Here is a 16,880-nt window from a genome sequence, read left to right as displayed (position 1 = left end):
GAAAAAAGCACCGACAAAATACCGACGTTATACCGACGTGATACCGACATCCGGTTTTCCCGCCGTTTCAGCAGGTTAACCCTGATTCTCCGCGCCGTACCCCGCAAGGTACTTCCCTTCACGTTACGCATAAGCTAACCCGGCGCCACCGAGCGGCGAGAGGTCTGACGATGAGCAAGGGCAGGAACGGCATCACCTATGCCGAGGCAGGCGTGGATATCGACGCGGGCAACGCCCTTGTCGAGCGGATCAAGCCCGCCGCCAAGCGCACCGCGCGCCCCGGCGTGATGGCGGGCCTCGGCGGCTTCGGCGCGCTGTTCGACCTCAAGGGGGCAGGTTACGAAGACCCCATTCTCGTCGCCGCCACCGACGGCGTCGGCACCAAGCTGCGCATCGCCATCGACACCGGGAATGTCGAGACCATCGGCATCGACCTTGTCGCCATGTGCGTGAACGACCTTGTCTGCCAGGGCGCCGAGCCCCTGTTTTTCCTCGACTATTTCGCCACCGGCAAGCTCGAGACCGAAACCGCCGCGCGGATCATCGAAGGCATCGCCGAGGGCTGCGCGCAATCCGGCTGCGCCCTCATCGGCGGTGAGACGGCCGAGATGCCCGGCATGTACGAGGCCGGCGATTTCGACCTCGCGGGCTTCGCTGTGGGCGCCATGGAACGCGGCACCGACCTGCCGGCGGGCGTGCAGGCGGGCGACGTCCTCCTCGGCCTCGGCAGCAGCGGCGTCCATTCCAACGGCTACAGCCTCGTCCGCAAGCTGGTCGAGCTTTCCGGCCTCGGCTGGGAGGCCGACTGCCCCTGGTCCGACGGCACGCTTGGCGCGGCCCTTCTCGCCCCCACGCGCCTCTATGTCCGCCAGGCTCTCGAGGCCGTTCGCGCCGGCGGCGTTCACGCGCTGGCCCACATCACCGGCGGCGGTCTGACCGAGAACCTGCCCCGCGTCCTGCCTGACGAGCTGGGTGCTGAAATCGACCTTGATGCCTGGGAGTTGCCGGGCGTTTTCAAGTGGTTGTCCGAGACGGGCGGCATGGCCGAAGCCGAGATGCTGAAGACCTTCAACTGCGGCATCGGCATGATCCTCGTGGTCTCGGCCGACCGGGCCGACGCGCTCACCTCGCTGCTTCAGGACGCGGGCGAGACCGTCCATACCCTCGGCCACGTGACCGAAGGGCAGGGCGTTTCCTACACCGGCACTCTCGTTTGACCAGGCGGGTCGCCATCCTGATCTCCGGCGGCGGCTCGAACATGGTGGCGCTCGTCGACAGCATGACCGGCGATCACCCGGCGCGGCCGTGCCTGGTGCTGGCCAACTCAGCCGACGCAGGCGGGCTCGCCAAGGCGGCCGAACGCGGCGTGCCCACCGCCGTGGTCGATCACCGGCCTTACAAGGGCGACCGCCCGGCCTTCGAGACCGCCCTCCAGGCCGAGCTGGACAAGGCCGGCGCCGACATTCTCTGCCTCGCCGGTTTCATGCGTATCCTGACCGAGGGCTTCGTCCGCCGTTGGCAGGGGCGCATGCTCAACATCCACCCGTCGCTCCTGCCGAAATACCCCGGTCTCAACACCCACGCCCGCGCCCTCGACGCCGGTGACACCCAGGCCGGCTGCACCGTGCACAAGGTCATTCCCGACCTCGACGCAGGCCCGATATTGGGGCAGGCCACCGTTTCCATCCGCCCCGGCGACACGCCCGACACGCTCGCCGCCCGCGTCCTCGCCCAGGAACATATCCTCTACCCGGCCGTCCTGCACCGGTTCGCAATGGGCGACCGCGCCCCGCTCATCATCGACGCCCGCGACACGCCCAAATAACCGGCACCCGCGTCCCGCGACCCCTGCGCCGGAGAATTCAACCATCGCCTTTTCTTTGCCGATCTGCTGTCATATACCGTGCCGAACTGGGGACGAAGAGGCAGAATGACCAAGGAAAAAACCCGTTCGCGGATCACCACCATCACCACGACAGAGGCGCTGGCGGAATTCTGCGCCCGCGCGGCCGACTGCGATTACGTGACCGTCGATACCGAGTTCCTGCGCGAGCGCAGCTACTATTCCAAGCTCTGCCTCGTGCAGCTTGCCCTCCCGACACGGGGCGAGGACGATGCCGTCCTGGTCGACCCGATCGCCGGCGACCTGTCGCTCGAGCCGCTCTACGACCTGTTCCGCGACACCTCTGTCGTCAAGGTCTTCCACGCGGCGCGGCAGGACCTCGAGATATTCCACGTTGATGCCGGGGTCATCCCCGAGCCGCTGTTCGATACGCAGGTCGCAGCCATGGTCTGCGGCTTCGGCGAGCAGGTGGGCTACGAAACCCTCGTCCGCCGCATCGCCCGGCAGTCGCTCGACAAGACCTCGCGCTTCACCGACTGGTCGCGCCGCCCCCTGACCGAGGCGCAGATGACCTATGCGCTGGCCGACGTGACCCACCTCCGCGACATCTACGAATACCTCGCCGACAAGCTGGCCGAGACCGGGCGCGAGAAATGGGTGGCTGAGGAAATGGAAATCCTCAAGGACCCGGAAACCTACATCATCCGGCCAGAAGACGCGTGGAAACGGGTCAAGACCCGCAACGCCTCGGGCCGCTTCCTCGCCATCGTGCGCGAGCTGGCCCGCTTCCGTGAGGACTACGCCCAGACCCGCAACGTGCCCCGCAGCCGGGTCTACAAGGACGACGCGCTGGTCGAGCTGGCCTCGACCAAGCCCGGCTCGCTCAACGAGCTGGGCCGCTCCCGCCTGTTGCTGCGCGAGGCCCGCAAGGGCGAGATCGCCGACGGCATCCTCGCGGCGGTGAAGGCGGGGCTCGAGACGCCCAATGACGATGTGCCCAAGCCCGACCGCTCGCGCGAGAAGCTGCAGGTCAACCCGGCGCTCGCAGACCTGCTGCGCGTGCTGCTGAAAGCCAAGACCGAGGAATTCGGTGTTGCCTCCAAGCTCATCGCCAGCGCCGCCGATCTCGATGCCATCTCCGCCGGCGAACGCGACGTGCCGGCGCTCAAGGGCTGGCGCAACGAGGTCTTCGGCCGCGACGCGATGCGGCTCTGCCAGGGCAAGGTGGCGCTGGCCGCCAAGGGCAAGTCGATCGTGGCGGTCGACCTCTGAGGCGTTTCGGGAAAAACTCGGGCCACGGCCCTGAGCGACACGCGCGCGACGCTTGAACGGGGCCTGCGTTTCGCCTTTGCCAGATGTCTCGAATGAACTAGCGCCGGGCGCTCTGGCGGGTGTTGCGCTTGGCGATCACCCGGATCGTCCGGATCTCTGCCAGGTCGCCATGGCTCAGCGGCTGCGCGGCCTGGATGCGGCGGGTATGCTCGGGGCCCTGCGGCGTGTTGATCGGCTGAAGCGCCAGAAACTCGTAGGTCAGCACGCCATCTCGGGGCTCGCCATCGAACAGCGGCAGCAGCCGCACGTCATAGGCGCCCTGCCGCGAGGTCACGCCCACGGCACGCACGATGGCCCCCGTGGCGGTCGGCTCGATCGTGAGATCGGTCACCTGGCTGATCAGCGTGCCCTGGTAGATGACCTCCTTCTTGCGCCCGAAGAGGCCCGTACGCTCGGTCGTCACCTTGCGGTTGGCCGCGATGAGCTGCGACTGCCCCCGTTCGCCGATCAGCGGGTTCACTTCCTGCACGCGCCCGTCCGAGGTGCGCACCGTGGCCGGTTCCGTCTCGACCGACGTGCTGCGCCCGAACCAGTTGGCCGGGTTCAGCCGCGACTCTCGCAGGCCCCCGCCGCAGGCCGACAGCAGCAAAGTCGAAAGGATGAGGGCGACAACAGTGAAGCGCATGCGCGAAGACCTTTCCTTGGCTTTCCGCCTGTTACCGCAATTGGCGTGACTTGAAAAGCGCCCTTGGGGCTGGACGTGCCGCAAATGCGCGCCTAGGTGTCTGGGGACGCAAGGAAAAGGGACCGGACCTTTGGCCACAGAGGCATTTGAGGAGATCGTCGAGGATTTCGAGTTACTCGAGGACTGGGAAGACCGCTATCGCTACGTGATCGATCGCGGCAAGGCGATGGAGCCGCTCGACGACGCCCTGAAGGTGCCGGCCACCAAGGTCGACGGCTGCGCCAGCCAGGTCTGGCTGCACCCCAGGATCGAGAACGACACCTTCAGTTTCGAGGGCGAAAGCGACGCGATGATCGTGCGCGGGCTGATCGCGGTGTTGAAGGCGCTCTACAACGGCCGGCCCGTGGCCGAGGTGCCCAAGGTCGACGCCCATGGCGAACTGGCCCGGCTGGGGCTGAACGATCACCTGTCCTCGCAGCGTTCCAACGGCCTGCGCGCGATGGTCGAACGCATCCGCAGCGTCGCGGCCGAGGCCGCCTGAGCAGGGGGAGGGGCGCTGCCCCTCTTGGCCCTGCGGGCCAATTCCCTGGGCTCCGCCCGTTCGTGGGCGGACCTCTCCACCGGAAAGGTCCCGAGAAGCCCACTCACCCCCGGGATGTTTCCGGCCAGAAGAAGCGGCAGGTCAGGCGCGGGCGGCGAGCGCGGTCTTAAGGTCTCCGTAACCGGTGAAGCGATACTCGTAGTCCAGCCCGAGTCGCGCGGCGCAGTCCCGCGCCTTCGCTTCAAGCGCCGGGTCGTTAACCTGCGCTTGATAAACCAGCTTGGTGTAATTGCCGAAGATCATGTCGCGCAGCTCGGGATGCCGGTCGAGGCCCATGGGCTTCCACACGAAGGCGTCGAACTGCTTCACCAGGAAATCGGTCAGGTAGAAGGCGGTGATCTCGTCGCGGGCGGCGAAGGCGCCGTTGCCCTCGAAGAAGGAATAGCAATGCGGGCCCGCCACCATCTCGACGCCCAGCTCGGCGCATTTCGCCTGCAGCAGCCCGCCGGTGCCGCAATCGGCGTAGACCACGAAGATCTCGTCATAGGCGCCGCGGTTCTCGTGCACCGTCTCCTCGACGGCCCGCGTGATCTTCTCGGGGTAGAGGTGGTACTTCGCCGGCAGGCATTGCAGCACCATGTGATCCCAGCCATTGGCGCGCTTGAGCGCCAGGATCTCGCGCGCCAGCGCCCCGCAGGCGATGAGCATGATGCGACCCCGCGCCGGCTCGGCAAAGCCGTCCTCGGTCAGGGTCGTGTCGCTTGGCAGCTCGGTCATCATCTCACCCCGAAAAGAAACGGCCCGCACAGTCGGGCGGGCCGTTCCGAATACCGATCAGGCGGCGGTTCAGCCCGTGGCGCCCTGGTTGTGCTTGCGGCTGACGAAGGTCTTGGCGGTTTCCACCGCCACGGCCGCGTCGCGGCAATAGGCGTCGGCGCCGATCGCCTTGCCGAATTCCTCGTTCAGCGGCGCACCGCCCACCAGAACGATGTAATCATCGCGCACGCCCTGTTCCACCATCGTGTCGATCACGACCTTCATGTAGGGCATCGTCGTGGTCAGCAGGGCCGACATGCCCAGGATGTCGGGCTGTTCGGTTTCCAGCGCCTCGAGATAGTTTTCGACCGGGTTGTTGATCCCGAGGTCGACCACCTCGAACCCGGCCCCTTCCATCATCATCGAGACGAGGTTCTTGCCGATGTCGTGGATGTCGCCCTTGACCGTGCCGATCACCATCTTGCCCACGCGGGGCGCGCCGGTTTCGGCCAGCAGCGGCTTGAGGATGGCCATGCCGCCCTTCATCGCGTTGGCCGCCAGAAGCACCTCGGGTACGAACAGGATCCCGTCGCGGAAATCCTTTCCGACGATGGTCATGCCGCCGACCAGCGCCTCGGTCAGGATCTGGTAAGGTTGCCAGCCACGCTCGAGAAGAATGTTTACGCCTTCCTCGATCTCTTCCTTGAGACCATCGTAGAGGTCGTCGAACATCTGCTGGACAAGTTCCTCGTCGTCCAGTTCCGACAGGATGATGTCGTCTTCTTCGTCGGACATAAGCCGTTCCTTGCAATCGCTGGCGCCGCGCGCGTGTGTTTCAGCCGAAGCTATCGTCAATTTGTCGCAGGCGCACTTTCCGAATTACGACACTGGCCGCATCGCTTCCGACGTCTCGCGCGATTTCGCGACGGGGCGGGGGAAGCCAACGGGCCTTGATCCATGGGGTTATTGCAAATGTTCCCTTAATGTTCCATGAATGCGGTATGGAACGGAACATGTCGGAAACCGTCGACCCGAGACTCAGGCGCCGCGCCCGCGGTGCCCGAAGCAATGCCGCCGGGCGGTACGAGCGGCATGGCCGCGTCTACGAGGATGACGGCTGGAACAGCGCCCCCGACGACGAGGCGCCGCTGCGCACGCAGGTCAGCGTCGAGGTGCCGCGCCGGATGATCACCTACAACCGCTCGCCCGACCTGCCGTTCGACCGCTCTATCAACCCCTACCGGGGGTGCGAGCATGGCTGCATCTACTGCTTCGCCCGGCCCAGCCATGCCTGGCTCGGCCTGTCGGCGGGGCTCGATTTCGAAACCCGGCTGGTGGCCCGCCCCGCCGCGCCCGAGGTGCTGGCGCGCGAGCTGTCGAACGGAAACTACCGGCCCGAGACCATCGCCATCGGCACCAACACCGACCCGTATCAACCGATTGAGAAGACGCATGAAATCATGCGCGCCTGCCTGAAGGTGCTGAGCGATTTCAACCATCCGGTCGGCATCGTCACCAAGGGCACTCTGATCGAGCGCGACATCGACATCCTGTCGGACATGGCCGCACGCGGGCTGGTGCGCGTGGGCCTCTCGGTCACCACGCTCGACGCCGATCTCTCCCGCAAGATGGAGCCCCGCGCACCGTCACCCGCGCGCCGCCTGCAGACGATCGAACGGCTCAGCTCGGCCGGCATCTCGGTCAGGATCATGACCTCGCCCATTATTCCCGCGATCAACGATCACGAGGTCGAGGCGCTGCTCAAGGCCGGCAGGGACGCCGGCGCCGAAGGGGCCAGCTGGGTCATGCTGCGCCTGCCGCTCGAGGTGTCGCCGCTGTTCCGCGAATGGCTGGAGACGCATTTCCCGGACCGGGCCGCGCGGGTCATGGGGCTGGTGCGGGGCATGCATGGCGGCAAGGATTACGACCCCGAATGGGGCCGCCGGATGCGGGGCGAGGGGGCCCATGCCGAGTTGATCGCGGCCCGCTTCCGCGTGGCGGCGCGGCGGCTGGGGCTGAACAAGCGCCTGCCGCCATTGCGGACCGACCTGTTCCGCGTGCCGGGCCGCGCCGAGCAGCTGGACCTGTTCTGACGCGGCGCCGGGCAAGGGCGTCAGCCGGCGTGGGCATCGCCCGTCGTCGGGTCGATCTGGCCGGCGATCGGCGTGACCTTGGTGGCCGGGAACCCGCTGAGTCTCGCGTGTTCATGGATCGCGCTCTCGTCATCGGCGAGGTAGATGCAGAATGTCTTGTCGCCGGTCACGTAGGAATGCTGCCACTGCACCTTGGGCGCCAGTTGCGCGAGCGCCTTGCAGGATGTGGCGGCGGCGCCGCAGAGCTCATCGCCGGTCATGGCGCCGACGCCGGGAATGTCGCGTTCGATCATATAGGCTTTCATGGGATGCTCCTCCTTCAGGAATTCTAGTCGCCCCCTCAGTGAACACCCGATTATTCTGCAAATCACGTCAGTCTTTCTGCTATCCTGGCAAGGAAAGCTTGTCAGGAGGCTTGATGCAGCTGTCGCATCTCAACGGGTGGCGGGCGGTCGAGGCGGTGCATCGCCTTGGCACCATCGCCGAGGCGGCCGAGGAACTGGGCGTGACGCGGGCCGCCGTCACCGCGCAGGTGCGCGGGCTGGAAGAGCGGCTTGGCCGGCCGCTTTTCACCAGAACGCCCGGCGGGCTGGCCCCCACGGCGGAACTGGGGGCGGTCGCGGGGCGGCTGACCGGGGCGATGACGGCCCTGTCCCGCGCGCAGGAGGTGCTGACCGCCGAACCGGCAGGCAACCGCGTGGCCGTGTCCGTGACCCAGACCTTTGCCGAGACCTGGCTGCCCCGGCATCTGCCCGGTCTCTTCTCGCGGCTGGGGCCGATCGACCTGAACCTGAACACGACATGGGACGTGGTCGACCTGCACGGGGCGGATCTGCATTTCGCGATCCGCTACATGGGCGAGATCGGCGAAGACCTGGCCGGTCTTCCCCTGTTGCCGAGCGGGGTGGTGCCGGTCTGCACGCCGGAGTTTGCCGCGCGCTATGGTCTGGAGGAAGGGGCGATGGATGTCAGTGGCGTGCCGCTGGTGCATATCGACGTGCCCACCACCGACCCCGACTGGGCCGACTGGGGGCGCTGGGGGCGTGAGATGGGCGTGCCGATCGACGAGGCGCAGTCCGCGCAGCCGCGCTATGCGCTGACGGGCAGCGGCGTGCGCCTGGCGCATTCCGGCGTCGGGCTGGTTCTGGGCGGCCTGTCCGAGATCTTTGCCTCTGTCGCGCAGGGCACCTTGATCATGCCGTTCGGACAAGTCTCCGTTTTCCCCGCGTCTTACGAGCACAAGCTCATCTGGGTCGATGGCCGGCGCTTCGGGCCGGTCCAGCGCGGATTTCGCGATTGGGTCGTGGACAGGGCGCAGGCAGATCGCCGCGTGATGTCAGAACTTTTCGGCCTCTGACCGCGTCAGCCGCGGCGGCGGCGCCCGCCACGGCCCCGGCGGGCCGATTGCGGGTCGCTGTCCTCTTCCGTGCCGTCCACGGCCGACGAAAACGGCCCCAGCGCCTCGGTGATCCGGTCGAGCGTCGGACGCTCGCCGCGCTCCCGCGTCTCCAGCGCGTCGCGCATCTTCGACAGGTGCTCGGGCATCGTGCCACAGCAGCCGCCGATGATCGTGGCGCCCGCGTCACGGGCAAGCACGGCATATTCCGCCATCAGCTCCGGCGTGCCGTCATAGTGAATGTGCCCGTCCACGTATTTGGGAATGCCCGCGTTGCCCTTGGCGATGATCGGCCGCCCGGTGCCCTGCGCCACGAAGCCCAGCACCGTGCGCATCAGGTCCGACGCGCCGACCCCGCAATTGGCGCCATAGGCCAGCGGCGGCGTGTCGAGCTTTTCCACCATGTCCGCCATCCCGGCCGAGGTCAGGCCCATCATCGTCCGGCCCGCGGTGTCGAAGCTCATCGTGCCGCACCACGGCATCCCGGCCAGCCGGAACGCCTCGGCCGCGGCCTGGTATTCCTCGGGCGCCGAGATGGTCTCGAGCCACAGCACGTCGGCCCCGCCTTCCTTCAGCCCGTCGGCCTGTTCGTGGAAGATCTCCACCGCCAGCTCGTGGGTGAGCTTGCCCATCGGCGCCATGATCTCGCCCGTTGGGCCGACCGAACCTGCCACGATCACCGGGCGATCCCGCCGGTCGGCCACTTCGCGCCCGATCTCGGCCGAGATGCGTGACAATTCGCGCGCCCGCTTTTCCGCCCCGTGCAGCTTCAGCCGCGCGGCATTGCCGCCGAAGGAGTTGGTCAGGAACAGGTCGCTGCCCGCATCGACGGCCATGGAATAAAGCTTCTCGATCCGGTCGGGATGCTCCTCGTTCCACATCTCGGGCGCGTCGCCCGAGCTCAGCCCCATGTTGAAGAGGTTGGTGCCCGTGGCGCCGTCGGCCAGGATCCAGTCGCGGGTTTCCATCATGCGGGAGAGGGCGTTGGTCATCGGGTATCCTGTCAAAAGACTGCGGTTTTATCTGTCACGTTCCCGGGCCGCGCGCAAATACAAATCGCCCTTGCGGGTGACGGGCCAAGGAAACGAAAAAGGGCGTCCCCGAAGCAACGGAAACGCCCCCAAAAGGTCTTGATCCAGGGGCTTACGCCTCTTTCATCACCTGGTCCTTGGCGATTTTCAGAAGCTCGTCCATCTTGCCTCGGATCGTGTCGGCATCGGCCAGGTCGCCCAGGTCGCCCGCGACCTTGCGCACCACGTCCTCGTGACCGGCTTCCTCGAAATCCGATTTCACCACCTCGACGGCATAGGCATTGGCATCCTCGCCGGTCTTGCCCATCAGCTCCGCCGCCCAGAGACCCAGCAGCTTGTTCCGGCGCATCTCGGCCTTGAACTTCATCTCCTCGTCATGGGCGTACTTGTTTTCGAAGGCGTTTTCGCGATCGTCGAATGTGGTCATGTCTCCGCTCCCAGGCAAAGCGTTTCGGTTTCTCCTTGGGTATGCCCTCAGGGGCCGCAATCCGCAAGGGGGCAGGGCGCCGCGGGGCCCATGCCCCCGGTGTCTTGCGGCAGAGGGTCCCATGCCTTATGGAGAGCGCAAAGGCAGGACGGGGAGTCGCCCGGCACCTGCGATATCTGGAGTCAGCATGGCGCGTCGCAAGAAAATCTACGAAGGCAAGGCGAAAACCCTGTACGAGGGGCCGGAACCGGGCACCATCGTGCAGTATTTCAAGGACGACGCCACCGCCTTCAATGCCGAGAAGAAGGACGTGATCGAAGGCAAGGGCGTGCTCAACAACATGCTGAGCGAGTATTTCATGACCGGGCTGACCAACGTGGGCATCCCGAACCACTTCCTGAAACGGCTCAACATGCGCGAACAGCTCGTCCGCGCCTGCGAAATCATTCCGCTCGAGGTGATCGTGCGCAACTATGCCGCCGGGTCGATGGCCAAGCGGCTGGGCATGGACGAGGGCACGCAATTGCCGCGCCCGATCGTCGAGTACTGCCTCAAGAACGACAAGCTGGGCGATCCGCTGGTCACCGAGGAACATATCGCCGCCTTCGGCTGGGCCACCCAGCAGGACATGGACGACATCCTGAGCCTCGCGCTGCGGGTCAACGATTTCCTCGCGGGCGTCATGTACGGCGTCGGCATCAAGCTCATCGACTTCAAGATCGAGATCGGCCGCGTCTACGAGGGTGATTTCATGCGCCTGATCGTGGCCGACGAGATCTCTCCCGACAGCTGCCGGTTGTGGGATATCGAGACCGGCCAGAAGCTCGACAAGGACGTGTTCCGCCGCGACCTCGGCAGCCTGACGGATGCCTATTCGGAAGTGGCCAAGCGGCTGGGCGTCATGCCCAAGGCATCGACCCCGATGACCAAGCCGCACCTGATCAACTGAGCAGAAGAGGGGCAGGACCGATGAAGGCACGCGTGCAAGTCATGCTGAAAACCGGGGTGCTCGACCCGCAGGGCGAGGCAGTGCGCCACGCGCTGGGGTCGCTGGGCTTCGATGGCGTCGAGGGCGTGCGCCAGGGCAAGGTGATCGAGATCGACCTGGCCGAGACGGACAAGGCCAAGGCCGAGGAAGCCGTCAAACAGATGTGCGAGAAGCTGCTCGCCAACACGGTGATCGAAAGCTACACGGTCGAGATCGCCTGATGGACCGGCCCCGGGGCTCTACCGGGGCAATCGTGGCGTGGGCCCTCTGGGGGCCGCTCGCGCGGATGACGCTGCGCCAGCGGGTGGCCGTGGTCCTGTTCGTCTTTCCCGTCCTGACACTTCTCGCGGCAATGCTCTATGGCCTAGAAAGCGCTGTCTATGTCGCCCGATCGGAGCGCGTCATCGGCACGGTGGTGGAACGCTACGAATGGCCGGGCGAGACGATCTTCGACCGTGGCACGGTGAACTACGAACCGGTCTTCACCTACGAGATCGACGGCGTCCCGCGCCGCGCCAGCGTCGGCAGCGCGCATGCCTCCTTCGACATCGGGGTGGGCGAGACCGCCGCGATCCGCGCGATTCCCGCCTCCCGAGGCAACGTGCGGCTCGACACCTGGCAGGGCTTGTGGTTTATGCCCGTTATCCTTGGGCTCATCAGTCTTGTCGGCTGGTCCGTCGCCGGTCTGCTCTGGCTCGTCACCGACAGGATCTTCTTCAGAAAGGACACGACATGAAAGCGGCAGTGGTGGTCTTTCCCGGTTCGAATTGCGACCGGGACCTGAAAGTGGCTTTCGAGAACGCCGGGGCCGACGTGACGATGGTCTGGCACAAGGACACGCAGATGCCCTCGGGCATCGACGTGATCGGCGTGCCGGGCGGGTTTTCCTTCGGCGACTACCTGCGCTGCGGGGCGATCGCGGCGAACTCGCCGATCTGCCAGTCGGTCATAGCCCATGCCGAGAAGGGCGGCTACGTCCTTGGCATCTGCAACGGCTTCCAGGTTCTGACGGAGACCGGGCTTCTGCCGGGGGTGCTGCTGCGCAATGGCGGGCTGAAATATGTCTGCAAGGCCGTTGACCTGAAAGTGGAAACCGCCGACAGCGCCTATACATCGGGCTACTCGGAAGGTGACAGGATCACCATCCCGATCGCCCACCATGATGGCAACTATTACGCCGACGAGGACACGCTCAAGCGGCTCAACGACGAGAACCGCGTCGCCTTCCGCTACGTGCAGAATCCCAATGGCTCGCTGCAGGACATCGCCGGTATCCTGTCGGAAAACCGCCGCGTGCTGGGCATGATGCCCCACCCCGAGCGGATGGCCGACCCGCTGCACGGCAATACCGAGGGGCGCATCCTCTTCAACAGCCTCGTCGACCAGCTGCAGACCGCGTGAGCCCTTGTTGCAACGCCTGCGGCGGCGTATCCTGACCCGCATGGCAACGTCGTCGGACAAAGATCCTTCGGGCGGCCCGCGCAGGCGCCCGCGCACGCTGAGCTGGCGGGCGCGGCTGGCGCTTGCAATCCTCGTGGTGCTGGCGGTCTCGACCGTGGCGGTGACCAACAGCCTGCTGACCGACCGCTTCACCGAGACGACGCGCAACCGGGCCGAGCTGCGGCTGGTCCTCTACAGCGGCAACCTTCTGAGCGAACTGCGCCAGAACGCCATCGTTCCGCAGCTTCTGTCGCGCGACCCGACGCTGATCTCGGCGCTGGCCACCTCGGATTTCTCACAATCCTCGCAACGGCTTATCTCGTTCAACGAGGAGATCTCGGCGGCCTCGCTCACGCTTCTGGGCAATGACGGCCGGGTGGTGGCCTCGACCGACCGGGAATCGATCGGCCAGTCCTACCGCGAGTCGCCCGTGTTCATCGAGGCGACGCGCTCGAAAGACAACATTTTCAACATCCTGCGCGACGATGCCGGCCGCTTCCGGTTCTTCTATTCCCGCCGGGTCGAGACACAGGCGGGGCTGGCGGGCGTGATCCTCGTCGAGGTGGGGCTGGGCAAGTACGAACGCGCCTGGGCCGGCATCTCCGACGCCGTGCTCGTCACCGACAGCGAGGGGCGGATCATCCTTGCCACCGAACCCCGCTGGCGTGGCCTGACCGAGGAAGAGGCGCTCGCCAAGGAGCCGCCCTCCAGCGCCATCCAGCGCGCCCTTCAGGCCACCGCCGACTGGAACACCCTGCCGCCCGACGCCTATGTCCAGGGCGAGGCGGTGATGCGGGTGGGCGGCCGGGTGGCCTTCCGCGGGTGGCGCATCGCCAGCTTCACCACCTATGCCAGCGTGCGGGAAAAGGTGAACGGCTTCCTCGCGCTCGAGATCATGTGCTTCGCCATCCTGCTGGCGCTGGCCTTCTATTTCCTCAACCGCAAGGCCACCGTGCGGATGGCGCTCTTCCAGCGCGAGTCGGCGGAGCTTCGCGCACTGAACATGAGGTTGCAGCGGGAAATCGCCGAAAGACAGAGGGTTCAGGAAAACCTCGCGGTGGCGGAACAGACGCTGGCGCAGAGCTCCAAACTGGCCGCGTTGGGCGAGATGTCGGCGGCCGTCAGTCACGAGCTGAACCAGCCCCTGGCGGCGATGAAAACCTATCTCGCGGGGGCCCGCCTGCTGCTCAACCGCAACCGCCCGGAAGAGGCCGTTTCCTCCTTCCAGCGGATCGACGACCTGATCGAGCGGATGGGCGCGATCACCCGGCAGCTCAAGTCCTACGCCCGCCAGAGCGGCGACGAGCTTGCCCCTGTAAACATGGCCGATGCGCTCAATTCCGCCCTTGCCATGATGGAGCCGCAACTGCGCCAGCGGCAGGTCAAGATCACCCGCACGCTGCCCGACGGGCCGGTCATGGTGATGGGCGACCGGGTGCGCATCGAGCAGGTGATGATCAACCTGCTGCGCAACGCGCTCGACGCCACGAGCACCTTGCCCGACGCCACCATCGACATCATCCTCGCCGCCGGCGAGACCGCCGTGCTGACCGTCCGCGACAACGGCATCGGCATCGAGAACATCGAGAACCTGTTCGAGCCGTTCTACACGACCAAGCAGCCGGGCGAGGGGGTGGGGCTGGGCCTTGCCATTTCCTCGGGCATCGTGAACGACTTGGGCGGGCGCCTGACGGCACGCAACGCCGCATCGGGCGGGGCTGTATTTGAAATGCAGCTACCTATCTTACCGGAAGACACGCAGACGGCCAAACGGCCGGCCGCAGAATAATCGGCAGCGGAGAAGAACAAGATGCCAAGCGCCATGAAGATCGCGATCATCGACGACGAAAAGGATATGCGCCAGTCGATCAGCCAGTGGCTGGCCCTGTCCGGTTACGACACCGAGGCCTTCCCATCGGCCGAGGAGGCGCTGAAGGTGCTGGGCCCGGATTACCCCGGCATCGTCGTCACCGACATCAAGATGCCCGGCATGGACGGGATGCAGTTCCTGAAAAAGCTGATGGGCACCGACTCGAGCCTGCCGGTGATCATGATCACCGGCCATGGTGACGTGCCAATGGCGGTCGAGGCGATGCGGATGGGGGCGTTCGACTTCCTCGAGAAGCCGTTCAACCCCGACCGGATGAACGAGCTGGCCAAGAAGGCCGCCAATGCCCGCCGGATGACGCTCGACTCCCGCGCGCTGCGGCGCGAGCTGTCGGATGGCGGCCAGCTCATGAAGAAGCTGATCGGCCAGAGCCCGGTGATGGAGCGCCTGAAAGAGGATATCCTCGACCTCGGGCAGGCCGACAACCACGTGCTGATCGAGGGCGAGACCGGCACCGGCAAGACGCTGGTGGCCCATGCCCTGCATGCCGTGGGCGCCCGGGCCGGCAAGAAATTCGTTCTGATCTCCTGTGCCGCGCTGGAACAGGACGTGCTGGTCAAGCGCCTTCTCGGACCGATGAACCCCGAGGACAACCAGCTTCCTGCCGTGGAAGAGGCCCGAGGCGGCACGCTGGTGCTGGAAGACATCGAGTCGCTCAGCGACGCGGCGCAGGCCAAGCTGCTGACCTTCATCAACGATGAGGGTGCGCCGCCGGAAACCCGGATCGTGGCCATCTGCAACCTGCAGGAACAGGACCGCACCTGCGAAGACGCGCTGCGCCCCGACCTGTTCTACCGGCTGGCCAGCCTGCGCATCACCGTGCCGCCGCTGCGCCAGCGGGGCGAGGACATCCTGACGCTCTTCACCCGCTTCTCCGACCAGTTCGCCGAGGATTACGGCTGCGACGCGCCGCAGGTCTCGGCACAGGAAGCCGCGCAACTGCTGCAGGCGCCGTGGCCCGGTAACGTCCGCCAGCTCATCAACGTGGCCGAGCGCGCCGTGCTTCAGGCCCGGCGCGGCAGCGGCACCATCGCCTCGCTCCTGATGTCGGATCACCAAGACATGCAGCCGGTGATGACGACCGAGGGCAAGCCGCTCAAGGAATATGTCGAGGCGTTCGAGCGGATGCTCATCGACAACACGATGCGCCGGCACAAGGGCTCGATCGCCTCGGTGATGGACGAGCTGTGCCTGCCGCGACGGACGTTGAACGAGAAGATGGCCAAGTACGGCCTGCAGCGTTCCGACTACCTCTAGCGCGCCGGAACCAGCCCGCGGACCACGCGTTTCTCCTTCAACACGAGTAGGAGAAAGCAGCATGACCCGCACCGTCATCATCACCGGCGCCGGTTCAGGTATCGGCGCCGCCACGGCCCGGCGTTTTGCCGAGGACGGCTGGAACGTCGTCCTCAACGGCCGGACGAAGGAAAAGCTCCAGAACGTTGCCAAGGACCTGCCCGAGATGCAGCGTCACATCGTCTCGGGAGACGTGTCGTCTCGCGAGGACGCCGAAAAGCTGGTCGAGGAAACGGTCGCAACCTTCGGCGGCCTCACCTGTCTGGTCAACAATGCCGGCATTGCCCGCGGGGGCGCCCCGGGCGAGCTGTCCCATGGCGATTTCGAGGACATCATGCGCACCAATGTCGGCGGCGTCTTCAACTGCGTGACAGCCGCGCTTCCGCATCTTGAAAAGGCGGACGGTTCCTCTGTCGTCAACACCTCCTCGGTATCGGGCGAAGGCGGCGACTGGACAATGTTCGGCTACAACGCGTCGAAGGGTGCGGTCAGCAACATGACCCGCGCCATGGCCCTGGACCTTGCGCCGGATATCCGCGTCAACGCCGTGGCTCCGACGATGACCGAAACGGCCATGTCCGAAGGGATCCGCGAGGATGACGCCCTTATGAAACGGTTCAAGGACCGCATTCCAATGGGCCGCGGTGCCCAACCGGAAGAGGTGGCCGACGTGATCGCGTTTCTTGCCTCTTCCGACGCGCGCTTCGTCAACGGCGTGGTCCTGCCTGTCGATGGCGGCCTCATGGCGTCGAACGGCCAGCCCAACTTCTCGGCCTGAGGGGCCAACACCCGCGCGGTTACGGGCCGCGCGGGTGAAACGTCTCCGCGAATTTCACGCTCGGCCGGCCAGGCCGCGCCTTCGCGATTTGCCGCGCAGTCACGATTACCCATTGTGTTTTGCCACCGTCCCCCGTTATTTAGGAGATAGCGTCCACCGGTTGTGGACCATTCCAGAGTTTCGCTGCCTCGGCCCGAAAAACGGATCGCGAGGCAACCGATTGGGTCCTTTGATGGACCACGAGACGCCGACACATCCCGAATGATGATGCGGCACATGAACGGGGGCGGGGGCCGAGGTCCCGCAGCCCTGGAGAAGAACCGCGATGACGCGCGCGAGAACATCGACGTTCCACAGAAAGACCCGATCCGGTCGGGCCTTCCGCGCGTTGCAAATCGCTCCAGAAAGACATGACCAACGCCCGCTCGCACCCCCGGGGTGCAGGC

General features: G+C 65.9%; 19 protein-coding genes. 13 read left to right on the top strand and 6 right to left on the bottom strand.

The window, feature by feature from the left end; all coding sequences use genetic code 11:
- Window positions 1-170: 170 nt before the first annotated feature.
- From purM to rnd, 3 genes are all read left to right on the top strand, one after another.
- A complete protein-coding gene (gene purM / locus QUV18_RS13590) occupies window positions 171-1,217 on the top strand; it encodes a phosphoribosylformylglycinamidine cyclo-ligase (RefSeq protein WP_300894514.1) in 1,047 nt (348 codons plus the stop codon).
- Window positions 1,214-1,825 carry a phosphoribosylglycinamide formyltransferase gene (purN, locus tag QUV18_RS13585; RefSeq protein ID WP_300894512.1) on the top strand — a complete coding sequence of 204 codons (612 nt, stop codon included), beginning with the start codon at window positions 1,214-1,216 and terminating at the stop codon, window positions 1,823-1,825. Before purM ends, purN begins: the two co-directional genes overlap by 4 nt.
- Window positions 1,826-1,957: 132 nt before the next feature.
- Window positions 1,958-3,115: a ribonuclease D gene (gene rnd, locus QUV18_RS13580; RefSeq protein ID WP_300894758.1), complete on the top strand. Its 1,158-nt coding sequence runs from the start codon at window positions 1,958-1,960 to the stop codon at window positions 3,113-3,115.
- Between the two features lie 97 nt (window positions 3,116-3,212).
- On the opposite strand, the gene QUV18_RS13575 is transcribed toward rnd, so the two are convergent.
- Window positions 3,213-3,800, bottom strand: coding sequence for a hypothetical protein (locus tag QUV18_RS13575; RefSeq protein ID WP_300894511.1), 588 nt, complete (start codon window positions 3,798-3,800; stop codon window positions 3,213-3,215).
- Window positions 3,801-3,930: 130 nt separating this feature from the next.
- Between QUV18_RS13575 and QUV18_RS13570 the strand changes: the two genes are divergently transcribed.
- Window positions 3,931-4,341, top strand: coding sequence for a SufE family protein (locus tag QUV18_RS13570; RefSeq protein WP_300894510.1), 411 nt, complete (start codon window positions 3,931-3,933; stop codon window positions 4,339-4,341).
- A 141-nt stretch (window positions 4,342-4,482) separates the two neighbouring features.
- On the opposite strand, the gene QUV18_RS13565 is transcribed toward QUV18_RS13570, so the two are convergent.
- Window positions 4,483-5,118: a DUF1638 domain-containing protein gene (locus QUV18_RS13565; protein WP_300894509.1), complete on the bottom strand. Its 636-nt coding sequence runs from the start codon at window positions 5,116-5,118 to the stop codon at window positions 4,483-4,485.
- 69 nt (window positions 5,119-5,187) lie between these two features.
- Complete coding sequence (locus QUV18_RS13560; RefSeq protein ID WP_300894508.1) at window positions 5,188-5,892, bottom strand: B12-binding domain-containing protein; 705 nt, start codon at window positions 5,890-5,892, stop codon at window positions 5,188-5,190.
- Between the two features lie 206 nt (window positions 5,893-6,098).
- Between QUV18_RS13560 and QUV18_RS13555 the strand changes: the two genes are divergently transcribed.
- Entirely contained in the window at window positions 6,099-7,190 is a 1,092-nt protein-coding gene (locus tag QUV18_RS13555; protein ID WP_300894507.1) for a PA0069 family radical SAM protein, read from the top strand.
- Between the two features lie 20 nt (window positions 7,191-7,210).
- Here QUV18_RS13555 and QUV18_RS13550 read toward each other — a convergent pair whose 3' ends face one another.
- Window positions 7,211-7,495 carry a DUF4242 domain-containing protein gene (locus tag QUV18_RS13550; RefSeq protein WP_300894506.1) on the bottom strand — a complete coding sequence of 95 codons (285 nt, stop codon included), beginning with the start codon at window positions 7,493-7,495 and terminating at the stop codon, window positions 7,211-7,213.
- Window positions 7,496-7,608: 113 nt separating this feature from the next.
- Here QUV18_RS13550 and QUV18_RS13545 point away from each other — a divergent pair, with 113 nt between their 5' ends.
- Window positions 7,609-8,547 (top strand): LysR family transcriptional regulator, encoded by a 939-nt coding sequence (locus QUV18_RS13545; RefSeq protein ID WP_300894505.1) that lies wholly within the window; start codon window positions 7,609-7,611, stop codon window positions 8,545-8,547.
- A gap of 5 nt (window positions 8,548-8,552) precedes the next feature.
- Here QUV18_RS13545 and bmt read toward each other — a convergent pair whose 3' ends face one another.
- Together bmt and QUV18_RS13535 are read right to left on the bottom strand one after the other, a co-directional pair.
- Window positions 8,553-9,578, bottom strand: coding sequence for a betaine--homocysteine S-methyltransferase (gene bmt / locus QUV18_RS13540; RefSeq protein ID WP_300894504.1), 1,026 nt, complete (start codon window positions 9,576-9,578; stop codon window positions 8,553-8,555).
- Between the two features lie 151 nt (window positions 9,579-9,729).
- Complete coding sequence (locus QUV18_RS13535) at window positions 9,730-10,044, bottom strand: DUF1476 domain-containing protein (RefSeq protein WP_300894503.1); 315 nt, start codon at window positions 10,042-10,044, stop codon at window positions 9,730-9,732.
- Between the two features lie 187 nt (window positions 10,045-10,231).
- On the opposite strand from QUV18_RS13535, the gene purC reads away from it, so the two are divergent.
- The 7 genes from purC to QUV18_RS13500 all read left to right on the top strand — a co-directional run bounded on the left by purC (window position 10,232) and on the right by QUV18_RS13500 (window position 16,434).
- Window positions 10,232-10,993, top strand: a complete 762-nt coding sequence (gene purC / locus QUV18_RS13530) for a phosphoribosylaminoimidazolesuccinocarboxamide synthase (RefSeq protein ID WP_300894502.1) — start codon at window positions 10,232-10,234, stop codon at window positions 10,991-10,993.
- A 20-nt stretch (window positions 10,994-11,013) separates the two neighbouring features.
- Window positions 11,014-11,253 carry a phosphoribosylformylglycinamidine synthase subunit PurS gene (gene purS, locus QUV18_RS13525; RefSeq protein ID WP_300894500.1) on the top strand — a complete coding sequence of 80 codons (240 nt, stop codon included), beginning with the start codon at window positions 11,014-11,016 and terminating at the stop codon, window positions 11,251-11,253.
- 65 nt (window positions 11,254-11,318) lie between these two features.
- Window positions 11,319-11,768, top strand: a complete 450-nt coding sequence (locus tag QUV18_RS13520) for a hypothetical protein (protein ID WP_300894498.1) — start codon at window positions 11,319-11,321, stop codon at window positions 11,766-11,768.
- Window positions 11,765-12,433, top strand: a complete 669-nt coding sequence (gene purQ / locus QUV18_RS13515; protein WP_300894496.1) for a phosphoribosylformylglycinamidine synthase subunit PurQ — start codon at window positions 11,765-11,767, stop codon at window positions 12,431-12,433. Before QUV18_RS13520 ends, purQ begins: the two co-directional genes overlap by 4 nt.
- Window positions 12,434-12,473: 40 nt before the next feature.
- Window positions 12,474-14,261 (top strand): ATP-binding protein, encoded by a 1,788-nt coding sequence (locus tag QUV18_RS13510; protein WP_300894494.1) that lies wholly within the window; start codon window positions 12,474-12,476, stop codon window positions 14,259-14,261.
- Between the two features lie 21 nt (window positions 14,262-14,282).
- Window positions 14,283-15,617, top strand: coding sequence for a sigma-54 dependent transcriptional regulator (locus tag QUV18_RS13505; protein ID WP_300894492.1), 1,335 nt, complete (start codon window positions 14,283-14,285; stop codon window positions 15,615-15,617).
- Between the two features lie 61 nt (window positions 15,618-15,678).
- On the top strand, window positions 15,679-16,434 hold the full coding sequence (locus QUV18_RS13500) for an SDR family oxidoreductase (protein ID WP_300894491.1): 756 nt from the start codon (window positions 15,679-15,681) through the stop codon (window positions 16,432-16,434).
- Window positions 16,435-16,880: the final 446 nt, after the last annotated feature.

The organism is Roseovarius sp. (assembly GCF_030373445.1).
In the GTDB taxonomy this organism is placed as follows: domain Bacteria; phylum Pseudomonadota; class Alphaproteobacteria; order Rhodobacterales; family Rhodobacteraceae; genus Roseovarius.
The sequence above is the reverse complement of the archived record's forward strand: the minus strand, read 5'-3'. Positions and strand labels throughout refer to the sequence as shown.